General features: G+C 31.8%; 19 protein-coding genes. 4 read left to right on the forward strand and 15 right to left on the reverse strand.

Annotated features, from left to right (window positions below; all coding sequences use genetic code 11):
* Nucleotides 1-17: 17 nt before the first annotated feature.
* Nucleotides 18-1,193: a hypothetical protein gene (locus BN2667_RS06870; protein WP_054252592.1), complete on the reverse strand. Its 1,176-nt coding sequence runs from the start codon at nucleotides 1,191-1,193 to the stop codon at nucleotides 18-20.
* Nucleotides 1,194-1,215: 22 nt separating this feature from the next.
* Nucleotides 1,216-1,914, reverse strand: coding sequence for a YoaK family protein (locus BN2667_RS06875; RefSeq protein WP_054252593.1), 699 nt, complete (start codon nucleotides 1,912-1,914; stop codon nucleotides 1,216-1,218).
* Between the two features lie 528 nt (nucleotides 1,915-2,442).
* Between BN2667_RS06875 and BN2667_RS06880 the strand changes: the two genes are divergently transcribed.
* The 4 genes from BN2667_RS06880 (at nucleotide 2,443) to BN2667_RS09615 (ending at nucleotide 8,286) form a co-directional block, all read left to right on the forward strand.
* A complete protein-coding gene (locus tag BN2667_RS06880; protein ID WP_054252594.1) occupies nucleotides 2,443-4,446 on the forward strand; it encodes a sigma-54 interaction domain-containing protein in 2,004 nt (667 codons plus the stop codon).
* A 68-nt stretch (nucleotides 4,447-4,514) separates the two neighbouring features.
* Nucleotides 4,515-6,131 carry a gamma-glutamyltransferase gene (gene ggt / locus BN2667_RS06885; protein WP_054252595.1) on the forward strand — a complete coding sequence of 539 codons (1,617 nt, stop codon included), beginning with the start codon at nucleotides 4,515-4,517 and terminating at the stop codon, nucleotides 6,129-6,131.
* A 380-nt stretch (nucleotides 6,132-6,511) separates the two neighbouring features.
* Nucleotides 6,512-7,684, forward strand: coding sequence for an NAD(P)-dependent malic enzyme (locus BN2667_RS06890; RefSeq protein ID WP_054252596.1), 1,173 nt, complete (start codon nucleotides 6,512-6,514; stop codon nucleotides 7,682-7,684).
* Nucleotides 7,685-8,142: 458 nt separating this feature from the next.
* Nucleotides 8,143-8,286 (forward strand): ATP-binding protein, encoded by a 144-nt coding sequence (locus BN2667_RS09615; protein WP_082380220.1) that lies wholly within the window; start codon nucleotides 8,143-8,145, stop codon nucleotides 8,284-8,286.
* A 301-nt stretch (nucleotides 8,287-8,587) separates the two neighbouring features.
* On the opposite strand, the gene BN2667_RS06895 is transcribed toward BN2667_RS09615, so the two are convergent.
* The 13 genes from BN2667_RS06895 to BN2667_RS06955 all read right to left on the reverse strand — a co-directional run bounded on the left by BN2667_RS06895 (nucleotide 8,588) and on the right by BN2667_RS06955 (nucleotide 22,961).
* Nucleotides 8,588-9,742 (reverse strand): M20 metallopeptidase family protein, encoded by a 1,155-nt coding sequence (locus tag BN2667_RS06895; protein WP_242848721.1) that lies wholly within the window; start codon nucleotides 9,740-9,742, stop codon nucleotides 8,588-8,590.
* An 18-nt stretch (nucleotides 9,743-9,760) separates the two neighbouring features.
* Nucleotides 9,761-10,072 (reverse strand): 2Fe-2S iron-sulfur cluster-binding protein, encoded by a 312-nt coding sequence (locus BN2667_RS06900; RefSeq protein ID WP_054252598.1) that lies wholly within the window; start codon nucleotides 10,070-10,072, stop codon nucleotides 9,761-9,763.
* A gap of 1 nt (nucleotide 10,073) precedes the next feature.
* Entirely contained in the window at nucleotides 10,074-11,873 is a 1,800-nt protein-coding gene (locus BN2667_RS06905) for an FAD-dependent oxidoreductase (protein WP_054252599.1), read from the reverse strand.
* Nucleotides 11,874-11,906: 33 nt separating this feature from the next.
* Complete coding sequence (locus BN2667_RS06910) at nucleotides 11,907-13,166, reverse strand: Nramp family divalent metal transporter (RefSeq protein WP_054252600.1); 1,260 nt, start codon at nucleotides 13,164-13,166, stop codon at nucleotides 11,907-11,909.
* Between the two features lie 16 nt (nucleotides 13,167-13,182).
* A complete protein-coding gene (locus tag BN2667_RS06915) occupies nucleotides 13,183-13,899 on the reverse strand; it encodes an L-2-amino-thiazoline-4-carboxylic acid hydrolase (RefSeq protein ID WP_054252601.1) in 717 nt (238 codons plus the stop codon).
* Between the two features lie 17 nt (nucleotides 13,900-13,916).
* Nucleotides 13,917-15,212 carry an L-cysteine desulfidase family protein gene (locus tag BN2667_RS06920; protein WP_054252602.1) on the reverse strand — a complete coding sequence of 432 codons (1,296 nt, stop codon included), beginning with the start codon at nucleotides 15,210-15,212 and terminating at the stop codon, nucleotides 13,917-13,919.
* A 137-nt stretch (nucleotides 15,213-15,349) separates the two neighbouring features.
* The gene (locus BN2667_RS06925; protein ID WP_054252603.1) at nucleotides 15,350-17,104 is read right to left on the reverse strand and encodes a sigma 54-interacting transcriptional regulator; all 1,755 of its coding nucleotides are present in this window, start codon (nucleotides 17,102-17,104) and stop codon (nucleotides 15,350-15,352) included.
* A 135-nt stretch (nucleotides 17,105-17,239) separates the two neighbouring features.
* Nucleotides 17,240-17,947 (reverse strand): aspartate/glutamate racemase family protein, encoded by a 708-nt coding sequence (locus tag BN2667_RS06930; RefSeq protein WP_075967904.1) that lies wholly within the window; start codon nucleotides 17,945-17,947, stop codon nucleotides 17,240-17,242.
* Nucleotides 17,948-17,974: 27 nt separating this feature from the next.
* Nucleotides 17,975-19,222, reverse strand: a complete 1,248-nt coding sequence (locus tag BN2667_RS06935) for a dicarboxylate/amino acid:cation symporter (RefSeq protein ID WP_054252605.1) — start codon at nucleotides 19,220-19,222, stop codon at nucleotides 17,975-17,977.
* 174 nt (nucleotides 19,223-19,396) lie between these two features.
* Nucleotides 19,397-20,575 carry a M20 metallopeptidase family protein gene (locus BN2667_RS06940; protein WP_054252606.1) on the reverse strand — a complete coding sequence of 393 codons (1,179 nt, stop codon included), beginning with the start codon at nucleotides 20,573-20,575 and terminating at the stop codon, nucleotides 19,397-19,399.
* Nucleotides 20,576-20,587: 12 nt separating this feature from the next.
* Nucleotides 20,588-21,511: a glutaminase A gene (gene glsA / locus BN2667_RS06945; protein WP_054252607.1), complete on the reverse strand. Its 924-nt coding sequence runs from the start codon at nucleotides 21,509-21,511 to the stop codon at nucleotides 20,588-20,590.
* 15 nt (nucleotides 21,512-21,526) lie between these two features.
* On the reverse strand, nucleotides 21,527-22,225 hold the full coding sequence (locus tag BN2667_RS06950; RefSeq protein ID WP_054252608.1) for a hypothetical protein: 699 nt from the start codon (nucleotides 22,223-22,225) through the stop codon (nucleotides 21,527-21,529).
* Between the two features lie 19 nt (nucleotides 22,226-22,244).
* Nucleotides 22,245-22,961, reverse strand: a complete 717-nt coding sequence (locus BN2667_RS06955) for a DUF5058 family protein (protein ID WP_054252609.1) — start codon at nucleotides 22,959-22,961, stop codon at nucleotides 22,245-22,247.
* Between the last annotated feature and the right edge of the window lie 129 nt (nucleotides 22,962-23,090).

The following is a 23,090-nucleotide window of genomic DNA, read 5'->3' on the forward strand; positions in this document are numbered from 1 at the left end:
ATATACTCATATACTTTTTACAATAGTGAGGCAAATATACCTGCAATTATTATTGAAATAGATGTAACAGATACAAAACCTGATATTACATAAGCTGGAGTTAATTTATTTAGGATATAGTTCTTTTCATCATCTGTTTCAGATACTGCTGTTGCAACTTCATTAATTATTAAAAAGGTCGCTGGGAATCCTAATAATTGTGACATCGCTACTCCAATAGCTAAATTTCTAGAGCCAACTATTTTCCATAATGGAAGTTTATATACAAATATATATGTGAATAATAAAACTGATCCAAATACTAAAACAGTTTGAATTCCTAATGATGCTAAATCACTTAAATTAATTTTTGCTAAGGCAGGGATTATAGAAGTGAATGTTAAAGTCATCCATAAACCAGAAGATTTTCCTACATCTAATATTTTGTTAGGAACTAGATTAAATGATCTTAAAGTAATTCCTAGTATTAAGCACCAAATGGACATAGCCAAAAATGTTACTTTACCTAAAATACTAGCTATAAAAATAAAAAATGCAGCTATTCCTAATGTCATATAGTTTGTAAAGTATTTTTTATTTTTACTTGCAAAATTTTCTACTTCTAAAATATCTTCTTTTTCGTCTAAATTAGAAACATCAGGTCCGTTTAATCTATAATCTTCTATTAAAGATCTAGCTTCTGATAAAGCACTTCTTGATGCTGGTATAGTACCAACAAATTTTTGTATGGCAAATACAATTGCGCCTAATGCTGCTGCTAAATTAAAGCCTTTTTCTAATGCAGCTTCTGTCATAATATTCGTTGCAACAATTCCACCATTTACTATAGGTATACTTACTAAAGAAGCTTCTTTACCTAAAATAGGAGACATTACTAATAGAGCTACAATTGCTACGGCCATAGTTACAAGAGACATTAATAATACCTTCCATTCTCTTATCATTTGTCTAATATCAATTGATGTTCCCATGTTAAACACTAAAAAACCTGTAGCTAACTTACTTACTTGAGTTAAGTTTGCCCTTTCAATAATATCTGGTGGTATAATTCCTAAGAGAAATCCTACTAAAAAAATCATTAAAGCAACAAATACTGATGAAAGTTTAGCCTTGGTAATAACTCCTAAAAAATCGCCAAAAGCGAATATCCCAAAAACCACTAAAACACAAAAATAAACATTATCAAATAACATATTTTTACCTCCTCTTCATTTTTTAAACTTCTTTATTCTTTAAATAAAGTTTTATGAAACAAATTACTGAACATGCCCAAATAGATTTTTCAAAAATAACTCCACTTATCTTAATCGCAATGAAAGCACCTAAAGGGAAAAAAAATAATACAATAAAATAAAGAAAAACAATTTTTAAATGGTTTAAAGTTTTATACTTTATAGCATTTGCTATCAAATCTCCTAATGTCCTAATATTTCCAGTACATATCGTACTATTAATCGTTAAATCTCTTAAATTCCTAAACGCCGTTAAATGAAATGCACTAATGAAGCTACATGTAAGTTTTGAAATTTCATTTAAAATATAAGTAGTTTCTATAGGAACTAAACCAATTAATGTAAATATAACAATTTCAAAAATTATTATAAAATTGATCCACTCTTTTTCATCATTGATCTTAATTTTAATCAGTGATGCTAAAATACTTCCTATTAAAAATGACAACATAGGCAATAATGCATTAATCATGTCTTGAAAATTTTCAAGGGATAAATAAATTCCTACTTTTGTTATATTCGATGTTTGATTATTCGCCATAAAACCATTTCTTGTATAAAATGTATAAGCATTTATAAACCCCCCAATAGACATTGATAGCATGTGAAATAAAATATCTTTTTGCTTTTCCATTTTTTTATTAATTAGCACAATAAATTTTTTCCTTTCTATAAAGTTCATAATTCATTTCTATTTTTATAAAAAGCAAATTTTGTGCCAAATTTTTTATTTGACTAAAGTTGTATTAGTGGTTGCTTTATAAATTTCGTGTTACACTTTTTATAATTATTGCAAAGCAAGATATAAATAGAACAAAATTTATAATTTTCGTCTTAATTAGTACAATTTAAAGTCCAATATAACAAAACTTACAAAAATTAAATTATATTATAATTCAATCTTGTTAGTTATAGAGCTATGTCAGTTGTTATATAGATAAAATTAAATAGTTGCAAAAATCTATTAATTAAGTGAAATTAAAAATCATGTAGAAAAATTGTTAATTATTTGTACTAAATCACAATATCAAAAACACTTGAAATTATTTTCAATGTTTTCTGACTTTTTATTTTTCTTACTATATTTTAAGATGCTATTTTTTAAGCTTGTAATCTAGTTTATTTATATTTTATTGGGATGTAATGGGATTTTATGGGGTGATTTTTTGAATATATTCCCTTGTGATGATATAATGTATATGGTGATTCAATGAAAAAGTTATTATTATTTACTATCAGAGAAAAAATTAAAACTGTATATCTTAACCCATTAATTAAACTTTTTAGCGATTATCTCGAAATCAACTCTTTAAGTATTGAAAAGAAAATTACTGATGAGGATTTAAAACTTATTTCAACTTGTGATATTTTATTGATAAGCCATAACACACTTTTAGATATGTATGGTAGTTATTTAAATCCTAAATGTAAAGTTATTTACTTAGAGTTTACTTATAGTTTAGAATCAATAGAGAAACTTAAACTCTTAAAACAAAGTAGGTTCTTTTTATGCTTTGACCACCTAAGTACGAGTGAATATAATAAAAAGCTACTATATAATATGGGAATTCAAAATACCTCCTTAGAGATATTTACTGGTAAAGATGATGAAAGCAACAATGACTCTTATGATTATATAATTGTAGATAATACATCTACTATATTACCTTTAAATTTTAATAATATATTTAACTTAGGAGAAAGATTCTTTACATACTCAACAATTTTAAATATAATAAACTCATCTGACATTATGAGTGATCCGCTTTTTTTTAAAGTTGATGAATACGTTAAAAATATTGCTGTCCCTAATAGTTTTTTAAATGAAATGTATCTATATTACAACCCATTTCAATATCAATTAAGAAATATAATCGATAATATAGACTATGGAGTTCTTATTATTGACAGCGAGTACAATATAATAAACTATAATTACGCAGCAATTAAAATCTTTAATTTGAAATTTAATATTATAGATAAGAATATTAATGATTTTATGTCTTTAGATTGTTTAATTGTTCACTTAAAATCCAATAAAAATATAGAGGATGTACATCTAGACATAAACAACTTAAATTTGATGATAACCATTAAATACATTAAAAGCAATTATTTCAATCACGATATCATTGTAATTTTAATAAAGGATATAACAAAAATAATAAAAATTGAAAATAGCCTTACTAGGAAGATACAATCTCATGGATTTTTAGCAAAATATAATTTTTCAGATATAGATGGAATAAGTAAAGAAATAGTTGATTGTAAAGAAAAAGGTGTAAAAATGGCAGACGTGAATTTTCCAGTTTTGATTCTTGGAGAATCTGGAACTGGAAAAGAATTATTTGCTCAATCAATACACAATGCTTCAAGTAGAAAAAATTTTCCTTTTGTTAGCATAAATATAGCTGCACTGCCGATAAATTTATTAGAATCAGAGTTGTTTGGATATGAAGAAGGATCTTTTACAGGAAGTAAGAGGGGTGGAAAAGAAGGCCTTTTTCAAAAAGCTAATCATGGAACCTTATTCTTAGATGAAGTGGGAGACTTACCTATTGATACTCAAGTGAAACTATTAAGAGTTTTAGAGGAAAGACAAATTATTAAAATTGGTAGTGAAAAAGTTATTGATGTAGATATAAGAATAATAGCAGCAACTAATCGAAATATTGAAGAACTAATAAAAAATGGAAAATTTAGATTAGACCTGTATTACCGTTTAAATACAATGGTACTTGAAATACCTCCGCTTAGATTTAGAAAAGATGATATTGTATTTTTTATTAAAAAGTTTGTTAAGCAAGCAAACTCGACTATAACATTCTCAAATAAAGCATTAGAATTCCTTGAAAATTACCCTTGGAACGGGAATATTCGAGAACTAAAAAATTGTATAAATTATTTAACAGAAATGTATACAGGGTTTGTAGATATTGTGGATTTACCTTCTTATATGATAAGAACGTATTCCACTTATAATAGCTATCGTGACGATAATTATGACATAAAAAGGGAAATACTATATTTGATTGATTCTGGTTTTAGAGGTAGACGTTCCATTTTAAAAGAACTGTCTAAAAATAATATTATCGTCACTGAATATAGTTTAAGAAAATTAATTAATGAGCTTCATGATGAGAATTTATTATTTATTCAACTTGGTAGAAATGGATTGAATTTAACACCAGAGGGAAAATCTTATATTTCTTAATATTTTGGCACGAATTTTGCTTGTTATATATATGTAAATATTTATAAATAGAATTTAAGGAGGAATTTATGAAATTTAATTTTGATTCGCTTTCCTATTCTTACCCATCTAGAAGAAACGTTGTTTTTTCTAAAAATGGTATGGTAGCAACAGGAAATCCATTGGCAGCACAAGCAGGTTTAGAAATTTTAAAAAAAGGTGGAAACGCTATTGACGCAGCAATAGCAACAGCAAGTACATTAAGCGTTGTTGAGCCTACTGGAAACGGAGTAGGTGGAGACGCTTTTGCCATTATATGGTATAAAGGAAAATTATATGGAATGAATAGTTCGGGACGATCTCCTAAAAATTTAAATCCTCAAGATTTAATTGATAAAGGATATACTAAAGTTCCATCTTATGGAGTAATACCAATTACTGTACCCGGTATTCCGTCAGCATGGTCATCTCTTGTTGATAAATTTGGAAAACTTGAATTAAAAGATGTTTTAAAGCCAGCTATTAATTATGCGAGAGATGGTTTTACTCTGCAACCTAATGTATCAAAGTTATGGAAAGCAGCGTATGACAAATATAAAATAGAATTAGAAAAGGACAATATTTTTAAATATTGGTATGATACATTTGCTCCAAATGGAGCATGCCCAAAAGCTGGAGACTTATTTAAAAATCCGTTTTTAGCAGACTCTTTAGAAGAAATTGCCGAAACAAATTCTGATAGTTTTTACCGAGGAAATCTGGCAAAGAAAATTGTTACGTTTTTACAAGAAAATGGTAGTGCCATGGAGTTATCTGATTTTAATAATTTTGAAACTGAGTATGTCGAACCAATATCTACAAATTTTGAAGGTTATGATGTATTTGAACTTCCTCCAAATGGTCATGGTATTAGCGTATTAATGGCACTAAACATTCTAAAACATTTAGATATTAAAAATATAAATTCTTTTGAAAGCATACACAAACAAATCGAAGCTATGAAACTAGCATTTGTAGATGCTCAAAAATATGTAACTGATCCAAATTATATGAGTGTGTCTATTTCAGATCTTCTATCAGATGATTACTCAAAACAAAGAGCATCTTTAATAACAGATACTGCTTTGACACCAGAACCTTCTGATATTATTAAAGGAGGCACCGTTTATATGGCAGCGGCAGACAACGAAGGAAATATGGTTTCATATATTCAATCTAATTATATGGGATTTGGCTCTGGGGTTGTCGTTCCCGAAACTGGAATCAGTTTACACAATAGAGGAGCTAACTTCAGTTTAGATCCTAATCACGATAATTTCATTCAAGGTGGAAAAAAACCTTATCACACTATAATTCCAGGCTTTTTAATGAAAGATAAAAAACCTGTCGGTCCATTCGGAATTATGGGGGGATTTATGCAGCCTCAAGCTCATTTACAAGTTTTATTGAGTACTATAATTAATAATTGTAATCCTCAAGATGCATTAGATAAACCTAGATGGCAATGGACAGGTGGTAAAACTATAGAAGTCGAGCCAGGATTTGATAATAATATAGCTCAACAACTAATGAGAGCTGGACACGACGTAATAACAAATACACAATCTACCAATTTTGGTAGAGGAGAAATAATTTGGAGAAATGATGAAGATGTTTTATGTGGTGCGACTGAACCAAGAACAGATGGTTGTGTTGCCGCTTGGTAATAATAAAACTACAAACCGAGTTATAAACTCACTATAAAAAATGTTCGATTAATTAAAATTATTATATTTTGATTTTACTCACCAGAATTTTTTTACTTTAATTTAACACCGTTTATATAAAAATTGGGCTTAACTTAATTACTAAATTTTAGGTTTATATTAACTTTTTTAGGAAAAGTTTTTAGTTATGCCCAGCCTTTTTTATATAAATTGTAGATATTTTTAACAAATATTTATTATTAGTGAATGTCTGACAATAATCTTCAATTTTTTAAAGAAATCATTATTTTTTTAATCGAATCTATAGACTTTTATTTATGTTATACCATTATGTGAAGTTAATAATTACTTACATCTAACGAATTTACGAGGAGGAAATTATGTCATTAAGAGAAGATGCTTTAAAATTACACAAGGATAACCATGGGAAAATCTCTGTTGAGTCAAAGGTAGAGGTAAAAGATGCAGCGGCCCTTTCACTTGCCTATTCACCAGGAGTAGCAGAACCTTGTAAGGAAATTGCCAAAGACAAGGACCTAGCTTTTGAATATACAAACAAGGGCAATATGGTAGCTGTTGTAACAGACGGCTCAGCAGTTTTAGGCCTTGGAAACATTGGTGGTATAGCAGGACTTCCAGTTATGGAAGGAAAGGCTGTATTATTTAAAGAATTTGCTGGCGTAGATGCCTTCCCAATTTGCTTAGACACCCAAGACCCAGAAGAAATTATTCAAACAGTTAAGCATATTGCACCAACTTTCGGTGGAATTAACCTAGAAGACATTAATGCACCAAAATGCTTTGAAATAGAAGCAAGACTTAAAAAAGAATTAGACATTCCAGTTTTCCACGACGACCAACATGGTACAGCAATAGTAACTCTAGCAGGAATTATTAACGCCCTTAAAGTTGTTGGAAAGAAAATCGAAGACTGTACAGCAGCAATTTCTGGAGCAGGAGCTGCGGGAATTGCCATAGCAAAACTTTTAGTTTCAGCTGGTATTAAAGACGTAATCGTTTGTAACTCAAGGGGAATCCTAGAACCAAATGACGAAAAACTTGACCCAATTAGAAAAGAAGTAGCTGAGACTACAAACAAGACTAAGAAGACAGGAACTCTAGCAGACGCTATGAAGGAAGCAGACATCTTTATTGGAGTATCAGTTTCAGATGTAGTTTCTAAGGAAATGGTTGAATCAATGAACGACAACGCTATAGCCTTTGCAATGGCCAATCCAGTTCCAGAAGTAACTCCAGAAATAGCCAAGGCTGGTGGCATTAGAATTATGGGAACAGGAAGATCAGACTTCCCTAACCAAATTAACAACGTCTTAGCCTTCCCTGGAATCTTCAAGGGAGCTCTAGCAGTTCGTGCTAAAGAAATTAACGAAGAAATGAAAATTGCAGCAGCTCATGCAATTGCAAACTTAATTGATGAAAAAGACTTAAACGAAGACTATGTAATTCCATCACCATTTGATGAAAGAGTTGCAGATGCAGTAGCCAATGCTGTAAAAGAAACAGCCATTAAAACTGGCGTAAGTAGAAAATAGTATAAATTAATAAAAAATCTTTTCTATTTATTTTTTTAATTTTAATTAATAATAAATATAGATTTTTTAGAATAAAGTAACTTTTAATGGCTCTTTGTCAAATAGTTTTGATGAAGAGAAAAGTAACTAACAAGTGGCTCAGACAGTAATGTCTTGGCCATTTTTCATTATACTGAAGCTTTTTATATACGAAGACTTTTGTTTTATTTTAGTTATAGAAACTTTTATAACTAAACGTATCACTCTTAATAAGCTCAATCTTTTTGATATTTTCTTTAAAAACAATTCTTATATCATACTTGTAATTATTTATAGTAAATCCTCTAAGTCTCAATTACTAAATTAATATAGTTAGAGACTATAATCAAATTTCGTATCAAGCATAGAATAAAATATATCTTTAAATGTCAAACATTAGAAATCCTAATAGAGGCTAAGATAGGCCAAACAAACCTGTAATACTCTTTAACCTATTATCATCAAGAAATGGAAAAGTATCAATAATAGTAACAATGAGCTTGGATTTCAATAAGTTGGAAAAATTATTTAAAGATTCAATACTAACGAAAGCCATAATAAATATACTAGCCTTATTACCCTGATAATAGATACATTTATAGAAATAAGCTATAAAATTAAAAATACTATATCATGGTCTAAAGAAATATTACGAAAATATGGACCAGCTTTCAATCATAAGGGTTAGCGTTTATCGTTGATATTTATATTAGATTTATTATGGAAGGAAATTTAAACTATATCTATTATTTACAATAAAGCAAAAATAGTGTTAACAGACTTTTGTCCATCAACACTATTTTGTATGAAGTCTTTTATAATTAATTTATTAATACTAAAATTAGTAAAATTCTTCTAAAAATAACAACTTTAATATGTTTTTTATTATAAACATTTTTGATACTCTAAAACATAATTTACAAAGTATAAAACTCCTAGTTTTAAAACTCTTTCATCTATATCCATTTCAGGAGAGTGTAACGGATGACGATCTTCCATTTCCTCTTTACCTCCTCCTAAGAAAGCAATTGCCTTTTTGCAATTATATTTTGCAAAATCTTCTCCACCCATTTGTCTTTGAAAGTCTTTGATAATAAATTTATCTTCTAATACATTAGACAGTCCTCTAATTCCAATTTCAACAACTTCTTTATCATTTATCATTACAGGCGGTCCTTGGTAATAATTTAGACTTATTTTAGTGTTTGTCAAAGATTTTATACTTTCTACTATTTGCTTTATATCTTCCTCAAATTTTTCTGAGATTTTTGGATTAAACGATCTTGTAGTTCCTTTTATAACTGCAGTTTCTGGAGTTATATTATATGTTTGTCCTGATTGAAACGCTGTTATTGATATAACAGCAGATTCTTGTGAATCATATTTTAAAGACATAGTATTTATCAAAGTATTTACTATATAATTCCCAGCAACAATTGGATTTATGTTTTCATGAATTATGGCTCCATGGCCACCCTTGCCTTGAATGGAGATGTCAAAAGTATCCGCAGAAGCCATAACTGGCCCTTCTCTTAAAGCTATATATCCAGCTGGTATTGAAGGCCAAATATGAATCGCTATCAAATTATCACATTCTAATATTTCTTCTTCTTCTTTTAAATATTTAGCTCCAGAATCACTTATAAATTCTTCAGCAGGTTGAAAGATAAAAACAATATTTACTTTTAGTTCATCTTTTATTTGAGCTAAAATTTTGCAAGTTCCTAATAGCATTGCTGTATGGGAATCATGTCCACAAGAATGCATAATACCAGCATTTTTTGATTTAAATGGTAAGTCTGTATTTTCTTCCATTTCTAGAGCATCAATATCTGCCCTAATTCCTATTGTTCTATAGTCTTCATTTATTTTAATCCAGCCTATCACTCCAGTATTTTTTACTTTTCTATAAGAAATACCGTAATTTTCAAGACATTCTATTATCTTTTTTTGTGTATTAAACTCATCCCAGGATTTTTCAGGATACATGTGGAAGTATCTTCTTAATTCTATAACTTCTTTTTCTATATCTAAAATCATATTTTGAATGTCCATATATCATAAACTCCTACAAACTAAATCTTTAATACAAGTATTATTAAGTGGTGATAAATGAATATCTTCATCTTTTTCAATTTTTGTTATACAGGAAACAATATTTTTATTGTTTAGTTTCATTATGCATCTCATACAAATTCCATGATTACACTTGCTATGAGAATAAAAACTTAAAGTAGGGTCAATTTCACTTGAGATATAAACTAATAAATCCATTATTGTTTTTCCCCTAACTTTATCATAATCAACTTTATATTCTTCAACCCATTGTTTCTTTTCTCTAGGATTGTATCTATCAACTTTTATTCTCATATTACCTCCTATAATTTAAACTTGGGTCCATAAAATATTCAACAACCGATTCTGATTTTCCTTGCTTTAAATCTATCTTTGTTACTCTTGGTTTCCTTTTTGTTATAATAAAATTATTGTTTTCATCTAAAGAAACCACATTTTTTACAGTATAGTTATCAAAATCTACTTCTGGAAAATCTTTTCTTATATGACATCCTCTACTTTCTTTTCTTTCTAGTCCAGAAATGATAGAAGCTTTTACGCATTGTAGTAAATTTTCGCTTGATATAGCATTAATAAGTTCAACATTATAAATTAAAGATTTTTCTTTAGTTCTTATACTCTTTTGTTGATCAATTAAACAATTAATTGTATTTAGTGCCTTTCCCATTCCTTCTTCATCTCGCAGATAAGAAAATCCTTCATCGCAAGCTTTTTCAATTGATTTATAAATTTGAATAGCATTCATACCATCTTCATCGTCTAAATATTTCATAACTTTATCTATAGATTTTTCAATTAATTCATCTTCAACTTCAAGTCTATTTATATTTTTTATATATTCATATGCGCTCAATCCAGCTCTCATACCTTGTGCTAACATTTCGACTATTCCATCACCAACTCTACAAGCACCAAATACACCACTAGTAACTTCTCCTGCTGCATACAATCCTTCTACTGAAGTTTCCATTTTGTCATTTACTTCTATGCCACCCATACAGTACTCAAACCCCATACCAACTTCAAGAGGCTTTTTATCGTATATAATTTTTTCAACTTCAGCTAAGCTTTCTCCCTTATAATATCCATGTTTGTGCCAATTATCAAAACGGTTATATAAAGTCTCAAAGCTTTTATCAATTGTCTCAACTGAATTTTGTGAATAGTCATAAAACCAACCATCGTGTGATCCAAGTAAGTTTTCATCCTTACATTTACCAAAATAATATGTTGTTATTAATTTAGATAGCTTGCCACCACGCGAAACTCGTATAACATCTTCAGGAATATTTACTACTTCTCCATTTTTGTCAATGATATCGTATTTTAAGTCTCTCATATTATATTCAAATATAAATGGGTAAATTGATCCTTTCATGTGCTCAGGGTAAACTGCAGTTGGAAAAGCTAAAATAAATTCCATGTCTGATAAACTTGCTCCAGCTCTTAGAGCCATAGCTTGCCCATCACCAGTCATGTCAGTAACAGTATTATTTTCTGAAAATGGTTGGTATCCACCAGTCCCAATTATAGTTGCTTTAGATTCAAAAAATATAAACTCTCCGTTTATAATATCTATACCTAAGGCTCCACAAACTTTTTCTTTATCTTTTATAAGTTCAAAAATTATTACATCCTCAAAAACCTCTACTTCAGGATGTTGTTTTAGCCCATATCTTAAGGACTTTCCTATAGATAGGCCTGACATAATCCAATTAGCTGGTTTAAAAAACAAAAATTTTTGCTTTGATGCGTCTTTCCATTCCAAAAGTTTATTAACAGCAATTGGACCTTCTTTTACATATTGTTCAACCATGTCTTGATCGGATAAATAGAACGATTCTTTAACAATACAATCAAACATGCGGTCTCTTGTAAATGACTCATCCGCATCTTTAATCCCTAGTTCAGAGGCACTTTGTCCATCTATACCAAAGCCACCTCCTGCCATTATGGCATTCCCTGAAAATCCTACTTTACCCTTAGATACTAATGTTACTTTAACATCACTCTTGCTTGCATAAACACTAGCCATAACTCCGGCTCCTGATCCACCAATGACAAGTAAATCCGTTACAACTTTTTTATATCTCATAGTACCTCCAGTAAGTAAATAACTATATTTTAACTATTTTATAAATTTTAATACATAATTTATAACTGCATATCCATTAAGAATTACAGCTAAACAAGAAAAAATTGTTAGAATTATTCCGTTTCTATACTTTCCTGCGAATTCTTTATTTCTTAAATCCTTTGTCAATAGGAAAATAATTATAAATCCTCCCAAGTTAAGCAACCCAATAAAGCTAACAAGAACCTTCATTATAGATCCCTTTATCACAAGTCCGCCTGCTATTGAGATTAATATCCCTAGCCAAACAACTCTATTACTTGTATTTTCTGTGTTAGAAGAACTATTTATAGTTTTAATCTGGTTTATTCCTTCAGAAAATAAGTTGCTCATTCCTCCTACAGTTGTAAATAAAGCACCAAAGAATCCTAAAGCAAATATCCATTTAGCCATTGATCCTACTAGAGGTTCTAGAGAAATTGCTGCATCTAAGGTACTTGATGGTATTATTCCCATTGGATTCAAAACTGCTGCTGCTGAAAGAAATGCACCGGCAGAAAATACTATAAATACAAATGAAAAGTATATTTGATCCCAAGCTATAAATCTTAAATTATCAGGATGGGTGTATCCAGATTTTTTTACTGAAATAGAATACCACGCCGCTGAAGTTCCAGGTGCAGATCCACCTATAATTCCTGTGATAACAGCAGCTTGAGCTAATGGTGGAATTCTAGGAATTAAACCTTTTCCTACTTCAACCATATCTGGTTTTACAACAAAAACGTTAATTAATAATAGTAGGGAAACTATTGTTACCATATAAGATGCTAGTTTATTAACAGTCACATTTCCTGATGTAAAAAAATATCCCGCAACTAATTCAACAATTATAAATGCAATAATAGCTATTGTTCCAGGTGCTCCTACAAAAAACTCAACAATTTGTAGCATAGCTGCACCTTGTGACAATATAACTAAAGCCCATGTTGTTAATACTAAGCAAAGCAAAACAGTCGTGAAAACTTTTCCATATTTATCAGCAAAATATTCATAAACACTTTTCCCTGTAATACAAGCAATTTTTCCTCCTACATATGAAACCACACCATTCATGATTCCACCTAAAATAATTACCCATAGTAAAGAATATCCAAAATTGCTTCCAGCTGAAATTGATGCAGCCAATGTTCCAGGCCCCATTACCGCCGACATTAAAACTGATCCGGCTCCAATAAATCCAAATATATATTTTAGCTTTTTAAACAAATTGCCTTCCGGCATATTAAATTCTCTTATTTTATTATTTTCCATGATTTTACCCTTTCTTTTAAAATATTATATTAAAATTTTCCTGTCTATATGAGATTAACCTATCTCCCGCTTCCATACCATAATCATCTATAAAGTCTTTTAGCACTTTATCAGATATTAATTTTCCCTCATATTTAAAAATTGAAGTTATAACCTCTTTGAAACTCCAATACAAGTGAGCACAATGATAAACAAATGGTTTAATGTTTGCCTTATCTTTATCAATAGGCTTGTAGTTTACCATATTGGCATTATGAATTCTGTGTATACAAGAATTGTCTGTATGCAAAAATTTTTCAACATCATAAATTAAAGACGGATTAAACCCCCTACATATGGACGAATCCAAGTATTTACAGTAAACCATACCTGCCTTTTCACAATTCATTTCATTAAATTGTAAATGCCAAGGACAAGTGTTAATTTCAATTACAAAGTCTTTGTCATTTTCAATAATATGATTATCATTAGCTTGTCTTAGATTTTTTGTATATTCTGTGCTTATCCACTCCCCATAATTCATATAAGTTTCAAAATTTAATTCTTTCCCATCTCTTATTGCCCTCTGAGCCATTCTTCTTCCCCTTTGTGTAGCATAATAAATTGTTGCATTGATAAATGCTTGTTCCCCCCTTTCTCCAAATGCTTCTACTAAGTAGTTATAGTATTTAGCTACCAAATAAGCTTGTGTCTTTTCATTAAAGATACTATTTTCTTCTAGCTTTTTACTCATATATACCTCCTTGTTTTTTATCTATCTATTATATCAATTACTACCTCGTCTACTTGGGTAAAGGCTTCTTTAGAAAGCTTACCTACATTTAAAATTGTCTCTTCAATTGATCCGCCTACTACTCCAACGTTGTCATCTGTTATCATGCCGTTTAGGGCTAGGTAGGCTGCTACTACTGATTCTTCGGCACAGGTTGATAGTTTCATGGAACAAGATTCTTTGGCTCCGTCGCAGATCATTCCTGTTAGGTTGCCGTAAAGGTTTGAACAGGCTCCTGCTATTTGTTTTTCGTCACCTCCTAACATATAGACTATGCCTGCTGCAGCTCCAACTCCTGCTCCAATTGCACAGCCACAAATACCTGAAAGTTTTCCTGAATATTCTTTTACGTATTTGTTTAAAACGTGGGCAAAGAACAGAGCCTTGGCTAAATTTTCATCTGAAATTTTTTCGTGTTTACCCACAACTGAAATCGGAAGAATAACTCCTATGCCTTGGTTGCCTGAGCCACCTGATGTAAAAACTTCACATTGGCCACCGCCCATTCTCATGTCAGCTGCTGCAGCTGTTAGAATTCTCGTTTTAGTTAGGACATTGTCTTCAATAATTTTTTTATCTCTAAGACCTTGAAGGGTTTTGCCAAGTTTTGAGCCGTAGCCCTTAAGTCCTTCTTGGGCTGCTTTCTTGTTGACTTCAATTCCCTCTAAAGTAAACATCAGGTCCTTAGGGTCAGCTTGGTCAACTATGGCTTTTAATTTTTCTAGGGACAAGTCTCTAAAGTTAAAGTCATCAACTTTCTCTTCAGTTTCCTTTTCTTCATCTGCTGAGAAGACAAGTTTTCCATCTACTAAAACTTCTTTTAATTTTGTGTGTCCGTTTTCAACTATGGCTTCTACATTTGAATTTTCTGTCTCAACTTTGATACTGATGTAGATATTAGGAGTATTTTCTAAGTATTTTACCTCCACTAGGCCGTCATCAACTAACTTTAGACTTTTGTCTAAAATTTCTTCAGTTAGACTTTCGAAAATCAATGTTGGAGCTATGTCTAAGTCTTTGGAATAAAGACCAATGGCTCCTGCTAGGTCTATGCCATGTCTGCCCTTTGTATTTGGTATCTTTACTGACTTGGCGTTTTTGTAAATGCTTTTTGATGTGCTTATTGTAAGCTTTTTAATTTTATCATCTTTTATTCTTCTGCCTGCTTCATAGGCCGTGTAGGCAATTGCAACTGGCTCTGTACAGCCTAGGGCTCTAGTTGAATCTTCCTTTACACTTGAAATTAGTTTATTTAAAATTTTTTTGTCGTCCATTTATTTCACCTCGCCTATATATGTTGCAATTTTCGTGCCAAGATTATATTTCTTAAAGCAAGTTGAGTTTTTCTAGCTTTTATTAGCTTATTTGCTTTTAGAAAATAAAAAAAGTATCAAGATTGAGATTTTTAGTCTCAAGATTGATACTTCATCTTTCTATATAGGGTCGCCCGAGAAATTTTAAGCTCCTTGGCAACTTGTTCCTTGCCTGCTTCGTCTGATCCATATTTGTTTAAAAGGTCTTGGATTAGTTTTTCTTCGTAAATTTTTACCCTTTCGTTTAAAGACAAGGTGTTTGAATCTGAAATATTTATTCTTGTCCTAACATGGTCTACTTCAATGTAGCCAGAGGAAATAAAGTTTGAGATGTATTCAATTACATTTTCTAATTCACGGATATTTCCTGGCCAGGAATAGGCTTCTAAAAGATCCATGGCCTCTTTGGTAAAGCCTTTAATGTCTTTATGAAATCTCTGGTTGTTTAAGTTTACAAAATAATTGGCAATTAATTCTATGTCAGACTTTCTGTCCTTTAAGGCTGGAATTTTTATTGGGATGACGTTTAGCCTGTAGTAAAGGTCTTCTCTAAAGGACCCGTCCTTGACCATTTGTTCTAGGTCTTTATTTGTAGCTGCAATTATTCTTAGGTCTAACTTTATTGGATTTAGGCCGCCGACTCTGGTTATTTTCATGTCTTGAAGGACCCTAAGCATTTTTGATTGGAGGTAGAGGTTCATGTCTGCAATTTCGTCTAAGAAAAAAGTTCCCTTGTTGGCAATTTCCATTTTGCCAATTTTTCCTCCCTGTCTGGCTCCAGTAAAGGCTCCACCTTCATAACCAAAAAGTTCGCTTTCGAGAAGGGCTTCTGGAATTGCTGAACAGTTTATTGATACAAAGGGACTTAACCTTCTTGGCGAGTGTTCGTGAATGGCTCTGGCGAAAAGTTCTTTTCCTGTTCCACTTTCTCCTGTTATTAAAATATTTGAGTCAAAGGTCGCTGCAATTTCTGCCTTTTCTTTTACTTCTACATAGTTTTTCGCCTGGCCTAGGAGGTTGTCAAAGGATGTATCAGATGAGGACTCTCTAATTTTTGCCGCCGTCTTTTGAATGGAGTCAGAGTCAGTAAAGGTTCCAACTATTGAAGATAGTTTTCCCCCTTCGTAAATTTTTATTATATGACTAGAGACTAGTCTTTCTTTTCCTTTAAGTTTTATAACTTCTTGGTCTTTAATTTCTAGGCGAGTATTTTCTTCTTTTGATGCCTTTTCTAAAAGAGATCCTGGCCAAAGGCTTTTTATTTTTATATTTTTTTCTACAGATTTTTTCCCTAGCATTTTTAAGGCTGGGTCGTTTATGTGTTTGACACTTCCGTCTTCTGCTATACAAATTACTCCGTTGTTAATATTATTTATTAGAACATTTAATTCCTTGTTTTTTAATTCTATACGGTTTTTTATGTCCACTTCCATCATGTGACTGGCTAGAAGTGAGGCCATTTTTTCAATGTACTTTATAAAGGAATCTTCTTTTTCCATGAGAAAGTCTCTTTTTTCATCTGTTGTTGCAATTAGGCCTAGGACTCCAATAACTTGGTCTTCAAAAATTATTGGACTGCAAATTTCAAATTTCTCCTGGCAAAGACCTCTCTTATCGCAGTAGAGACATTCATTGTCTGCTTTGGGATTTCTAACTATAATAGTTTTTTTCTTTTCTCTGGCAGACTTAAAGGCAGAAAATTCTGGAATCTTTTTGCCAATGGTCTTTTTAAAATCTCCAGTTCCTGCTATTCTAATATTTTCTGTATTTGAAATTGTTACATGGCAGCCAGTTGTTTCAAATATTGCATCTGAAATTCCCTGGGCAAAGTCGTAAAGTCTTTTGTCTATCATAATAGGCCCTTTCTTTAATCTTTTCTCCTTCTAAAATCATTATATAATAAGGGTCCTTTTTCTCCAAATAAAATTTCCCCTAGCATAAAGTTAACTTTTATAAATAAAAAGCTAAGAGCTAGGGGATTTTTTAATTTAGTGAATTATTTTTTTGTATTTTAACTTATAACCTGACCTTAGAATGCACTCTCTAGTTAATACTGATAAGGCATCAACTACTTTGTCTTCTATATCTTTTTCTAAATTTATAGTTGAAAGTTCTGTACAGGCTATAAGAGGAACTGAACCCTTGTCTAAATAGTACCTGCAAATTTCATTAAAGTCTTTAAAATTTGTATCATTAGTTGCCTTTATATGATAAATAGTATCCATTAACTTTTTTGCAATTTGATCATCAACCTTTAGCTGGTCTAGGCCATATTTTTTTATATACTTGTCGTAGATGCCAGTTTGTAAGGTCCCTGTAGTTCCAAGAACTGTAACTTTATTTCCCAGTTTTTTTGCATCAAAACTTGCAAGGTCAATCATATTTATAAAGGAAATGCTTGTAAGTTTTTCTACTTCTTCTAGAAAGTAGTGAAAGGTATTACAGGCTACAGCAATATTTTCTACTCCATAAGATTCAAAGGCTCTTATATCCTTTCTCACTGGATCTATAATTTCACTATGATCTCTATTTTCTAAAATCACCTTGGTCCTATCTGGTATACTTGCGTGAGATAAAAGCATTATGTCAATGTGGTCATTATCACTAGCTGCCAAGGTGTTGTTAGTTATTCTTTCATAAAAAACTTTACTTGCTAGAGGTCCCATGCCTCCTAGTATTCCTAATTTCTTTTTCATCTTGGTCTATAATCATGCTAGATGTTATTATTTACTTAACTTTTGTCTTCTATAAACTTCTTCGTCAAACTTGCCTTCTGATTTAGCAACTATCACTGAACAGGAAATATCTCCTAGGACATTAATTGATGTTCTAATCATATCAAAAATCCTATCGATTCCTGCTACTAAGGCTATACCTTCAACTGGAATTCCAACTCCTTGTAGAACCATTGCAAGCATAATCATTCCTGCACCTGGAACACCTGCTGTTCCTACTGATGCTAAGACAGTTGTAAGTACAATAGTAAGTTGTTGGCCCAAGTTCATATCAATTCCATAAACTTTTGCAATAAAGAGAGCACAAACTCCTTGATAAATTGCTGTTCCATCCATGTTAATAGTTGCACCAAGTGGAAGAACAAAGGATGCAATTGGTTTAGAAACTCCTAGTTCATTTTCACAAGTGTCTAGAGATATAGGTAGAGTTCCTGCTGATGATGATGTAGTAAAGGCTACTGCCCATGGAGTGAAAGCTTTTCTAAAGAAAGTTCCAGCTGGAAGTTTTGCTATTAACTTTATTGATCCTCCGTATATTAAAAACGCATGCAAGATACAACCTAGATAAACTATAGCTACTACCTTTATAAGAGGTAATAATACTTGAGGTCCATTTGCTGCTATAACTGGAGCAATAAGTCCAAAGACACCAATAGGAGCAAATTTCATTATTCCATTTGTTATGTGAATCATAGCATCTTGTAAACCGTCAAAGAAATTAAATACTGCTGTGCCCTTGTCTCCTGAATAAAGCAAACCAGCTCCAAGAATAAGAGCAAAGACAATTATTTGAAGCATTTGGCCTTCAACTAGAGACTTAAGCGGATTAGATGGAACTATGTTAATAAGTGTATCTATAAAGCTAGGGGCTTCTTTTGCTTCAAACTCTAATTGTTCTGCAGGTAAAACAAAGCCTGATGATACGTCTAATAAGTTCGCAAGAAGTAAACCAATTATTATTGCAAAAGTTGTAGTTACAAAGAAGTAGACAAAGGTTTTCATTCCAATTTTGCCTATTTGCTTTGCATCTTTTAAGTCTGCAACTCCTACTACTAGAGACGCAAATACCAATGGTACAATTACAAGTTTAATAAGGTTTAAAAATAATGTACCAAGTGGTTTAATAAAGCTATTTGCTATCTCTGCATTATTTTGTAATAAAATACCTACCACTATACCTGCCAACAGTCCTATTAATATTTGAATAGGAAGGGACATCTTTTTCTTTTCTTTCATTTCGCTACCTCCTTATATTATGTTAGCTATATTGTATCACGAATTTGATTTTTTTAGAATTAATTAATATATTAACGTTTTCCTTAATTATTATTACAGTTAATTATAATTTGAGCAAAGAAAAACCCCTCCATCTTTATAAGACTTTGGGGTTATATAAATAACTTTTTCTTTTTATAGGTTTGTATCTTTTAATAAGGCGATAAAGGCTCTTATGCCTTCTTTAATTATCTCTTCGTCTATTAGAAGATTTTTATTGTGGATGGTTGTCCTGCCCTTGTTAAAGTCTGATTCCATGCCTAGCCACATAAAAAGACTTGGAACTTTTTTGCCATAGGCTGAAAAGTCTTCGCCGCCTGTGTTAGGATTTTTTGGAACTAGGACCTTGTCAGAACCAAATTCTTCGCCTAATTTTTCCTTGGCCATTAGGAAAAGTTCGTGGTCGTTTTTGGTCATGGCATAACCATCTACATAGTTGACAATGGCCTCACAGCCAAAACCTGCCGCTACATTTGTTGCAACTTGTTCAATTAATGGCTTGGTGTTTTTTATAACTTCATCTGAAAGTAGTCTTATTGTTCCTTCAATTTGAACTTCGTCACAGATTACATTGTATTTCTTTCCACCTGAAATTGTGCCTAGGGTTATTACTGCACTTTCAAGAGGATCAGTATTTCTAGAAATTACTGTTTGTAAGGCAGAAATTACTGCAGCTGCTGCAACAATTGCGTCGTTTCCCTTGTGAGGTTGGGCAGCGTGAGAAGATTTGCCCTTAATGGTAATAGAAAGTCTATCAGATTGGGCCATCATGGCGCCGTCTCTTATAGCAACTGTACCTAGTGGATTGTTCCAAACGTGAAGGGCATAGGCCCTAGAAACTTTTGGATTTTCTAAAACTCCATCGTCAATCATCATTTGGGCCCCACCTGTTGGTGCAATTTCTTCTGCAGGTTGGAAGCAAAACTTAATGTTGCCTTTAATTTTATCCTTGTGCTTGGCTAAAATTTTTGCAAGGCCTAGGACAATTGTTGTGTGAATATCGTGGCCACAGCCATGCATAAGTCCACTTTCTTTTGAACAATAAGGCAGGTCGTTATCTTCTTTAATAGGAAGGGCGTCAATGTCTGCCCTAATTAAAATCGTCTCTCCTTCTCCTGCTTCGCCATAAAGGGTGGCTAGAACTCCTGTCTTTCCATAGTCTCTTGAAACTTCTAGGCCAGTTTTTTCTAGTTCAGAATAAATTTTTCCTTGGGTCCTGTACTCTTCGTAGCCAAGTTCAGGGTGCATGTGCAAGTCTCTTCTAAATTCTACTAGTTCATCGAATATATCGTCTATTTCTTTTATATAATCCATAAATTTCCTTCCTTAATAAATACTTAAGTTTAATTTTTCTGAAATATATTTTAGCATTTCAATACCGACAACAGAATTTCCTCTAGAGTCAAGCTTTGGTCCATAAGTTGCTAGACCTAGACCAGCCTTTGTCGATGTCATTATTCCGCCACCAACTCCTGATTTTGCTCCTAGGCCAACGTCAACTGCAAAATCTCCAGAATAATCATAAGTTCCACAAGTGGCCATTAGGGTTCTAGAAATTCTTGCGTGGTCTGGATCAATAAGTTGAACTCCATTTCTATTTTTTCCATCATTAGATAGGACAAAGGATAATTTTGCTAAATCTCTTGTGCTTACTCTTATACAGCAGGCCCTGTTATAAACACTTAGGACATCAAAGACGTCAACGTCTTTTGAAATTGGCCCCTTATTTTGTAGGGAAAAAATCATGGCCTTGTTGGCATAGCCTGCGTGTTCACTTGTTATTACCACTTCTTCGTCTATGTCAATTTCTTCATTTTCTGCTAAGGTTCTAATTTTTTCTAAGACCTTGTCAATGGCCTTAGCCCCATATTTTTTATAAAGCAAATAGCTAACTGTTAGGGCTCCAGCATTTACATAAGGGTTTACTGGAATATTGTCTTCAAGTTGAAGATCTAAAAGTGAATTAAAGGCCTTAGATGATGGCTTTAGACCAACGTATTTTCTAAGTTCTTCAAGACCATAGGTTTCTAAGGCTAGGATATATAAAAATACCTTGGTAATTGACATTATTGTATATCTTGTATCAATTGCCCCTGCCTCATAAAAATTTCCATCCTCGTCAATAAGGGCTAGGCCATAGGCTTTTGGATCTACGTCTTTAAGGCCTGGAATATAGTCTACAATATTTCCTTGGTCTAAATATTTTTCTCCATAGGCGTAAGTCTCTTGAACAATTTTTTCTAAATCCATATTAGCCTCAACTTTCTATTTTTCTGTTTTATGCATTTTTATTATATTAGTCTTGTATAAAATTAGGGATAGTACAATTGAAAATACTAGCATAATAATCATAGCTATACCTGTATTTTTTATTGGTCCAACTAGCATAATAAAGGCAAAAACTAAAATTAAATTTATTACAGCAACTAGTGGTTTTCTTGGTACAGAATAAGATCCTGCACTTCTACCTATAAAGGCTGAAATACCCATTGAGCCATAAAGGGCTGGTAGGATATAAGATGTTGCTGTATTAACTGTATCTGATGTTAAAAGTGGTTCTAGGGGAACTAAAAGTAAAACTCCTAGGGCAATTACAACCATAGTTACCATACCTGAAATTGTAATTGCTATCATCCCCATAACGTCTGCAAGTTCTGTTCCTGGTTGGGCTTCTGCTGTTTCTAAAGCTGATAGGTAACAAGGAAACTTAATGTTCATAACATTACCAGTTATAGAATTTAAATAAGCAGTTGTTCCAGTAATTGGAATAAGTGATAATTGTTCAGAAACTGCAATTGGTACATATAAAGCTAGAAGCGATCCTGCAACTTTAAATACGCTATTAATATCTGGCCAAATGCCAAAGTAGGTACAAATTACTGCTGGAATACCAAGCATAACTAACATAGCAATTATGGTTGCTATAGTTCCGTACCTATAAGAATTCTTCATATATTTACTCATAATTATAATCCTCCTAGTCTTACATTATGCCTGTTAAAAATACAGCTGAAGCCATACCTATAACAAGGGCAAAACTCATAACATAATCTCCCAACCACTTCATGCCATCTTTCTTAGAAAGTTTAGTTAACAAATAAGTGATTGCTGCACTAATTAATAATACAATAGCTGAAATTTTTGATTGCATAAAGTATGTTGGAACGAATACTGACATCATACCAATAATTAAAACTGATAGGGCTAAATCAACTGCTGGGGTATCTTTAGTTCCAGCCTTCATAACTCCTGTGTGTAGTGGCTTTAAGAAGAAGATGTTGAAAATCATTCCACCCATAATTGCAATACTCATAACAAATAAAACTGCTCCTAGGGCATTTACATCTGTAGAAGCTGCAAAGTCTGCTAGGTTTTCATAGCCTGCTGATTCAGATGAAAGGTCTGCTGCAACAAGTTCATAAGGTAGAGAACCTACAACAGATAGTCTAAACCATGGCCAAGGTGTTCCTAAAAGTGGAGTTAGTGAAATAAGTCCAATAATAATTGATATAGAAGGAATTATAGAAAATACAATTGACCCTCTAATGACAGAATTAATTTTTTCTTTAGAAACTCCCATTTCAATAGCTCTTTTTCTTGCTCTTAAAAAGAAAAATAAGGCTATTGCAAAAATAACTACTAGTCCAATAATTACACAAATATAAAAAATAGGACTGTTTAAAATTTCTTTCAAACTCATAATAATTCTCCTCTCTCTTTTTATGTTATACATTTACCCTTTTTTTCTTTCAGTAAATTTTTTATTATCTCATCAAGGCAAATTTTACAAAAATAAAACCAGCTAGAAAAAATCTAACTAGTTTAAATC

Source organism: Neofamilia massiliensis (genome assembly GCF_001299475.1).
Classification (GTDB): Bacteria; Bacillota; Clostridia; order Tissierellales; family Peptoniphilaceae; genus Neofamilia; species Neofamilia massiliensis.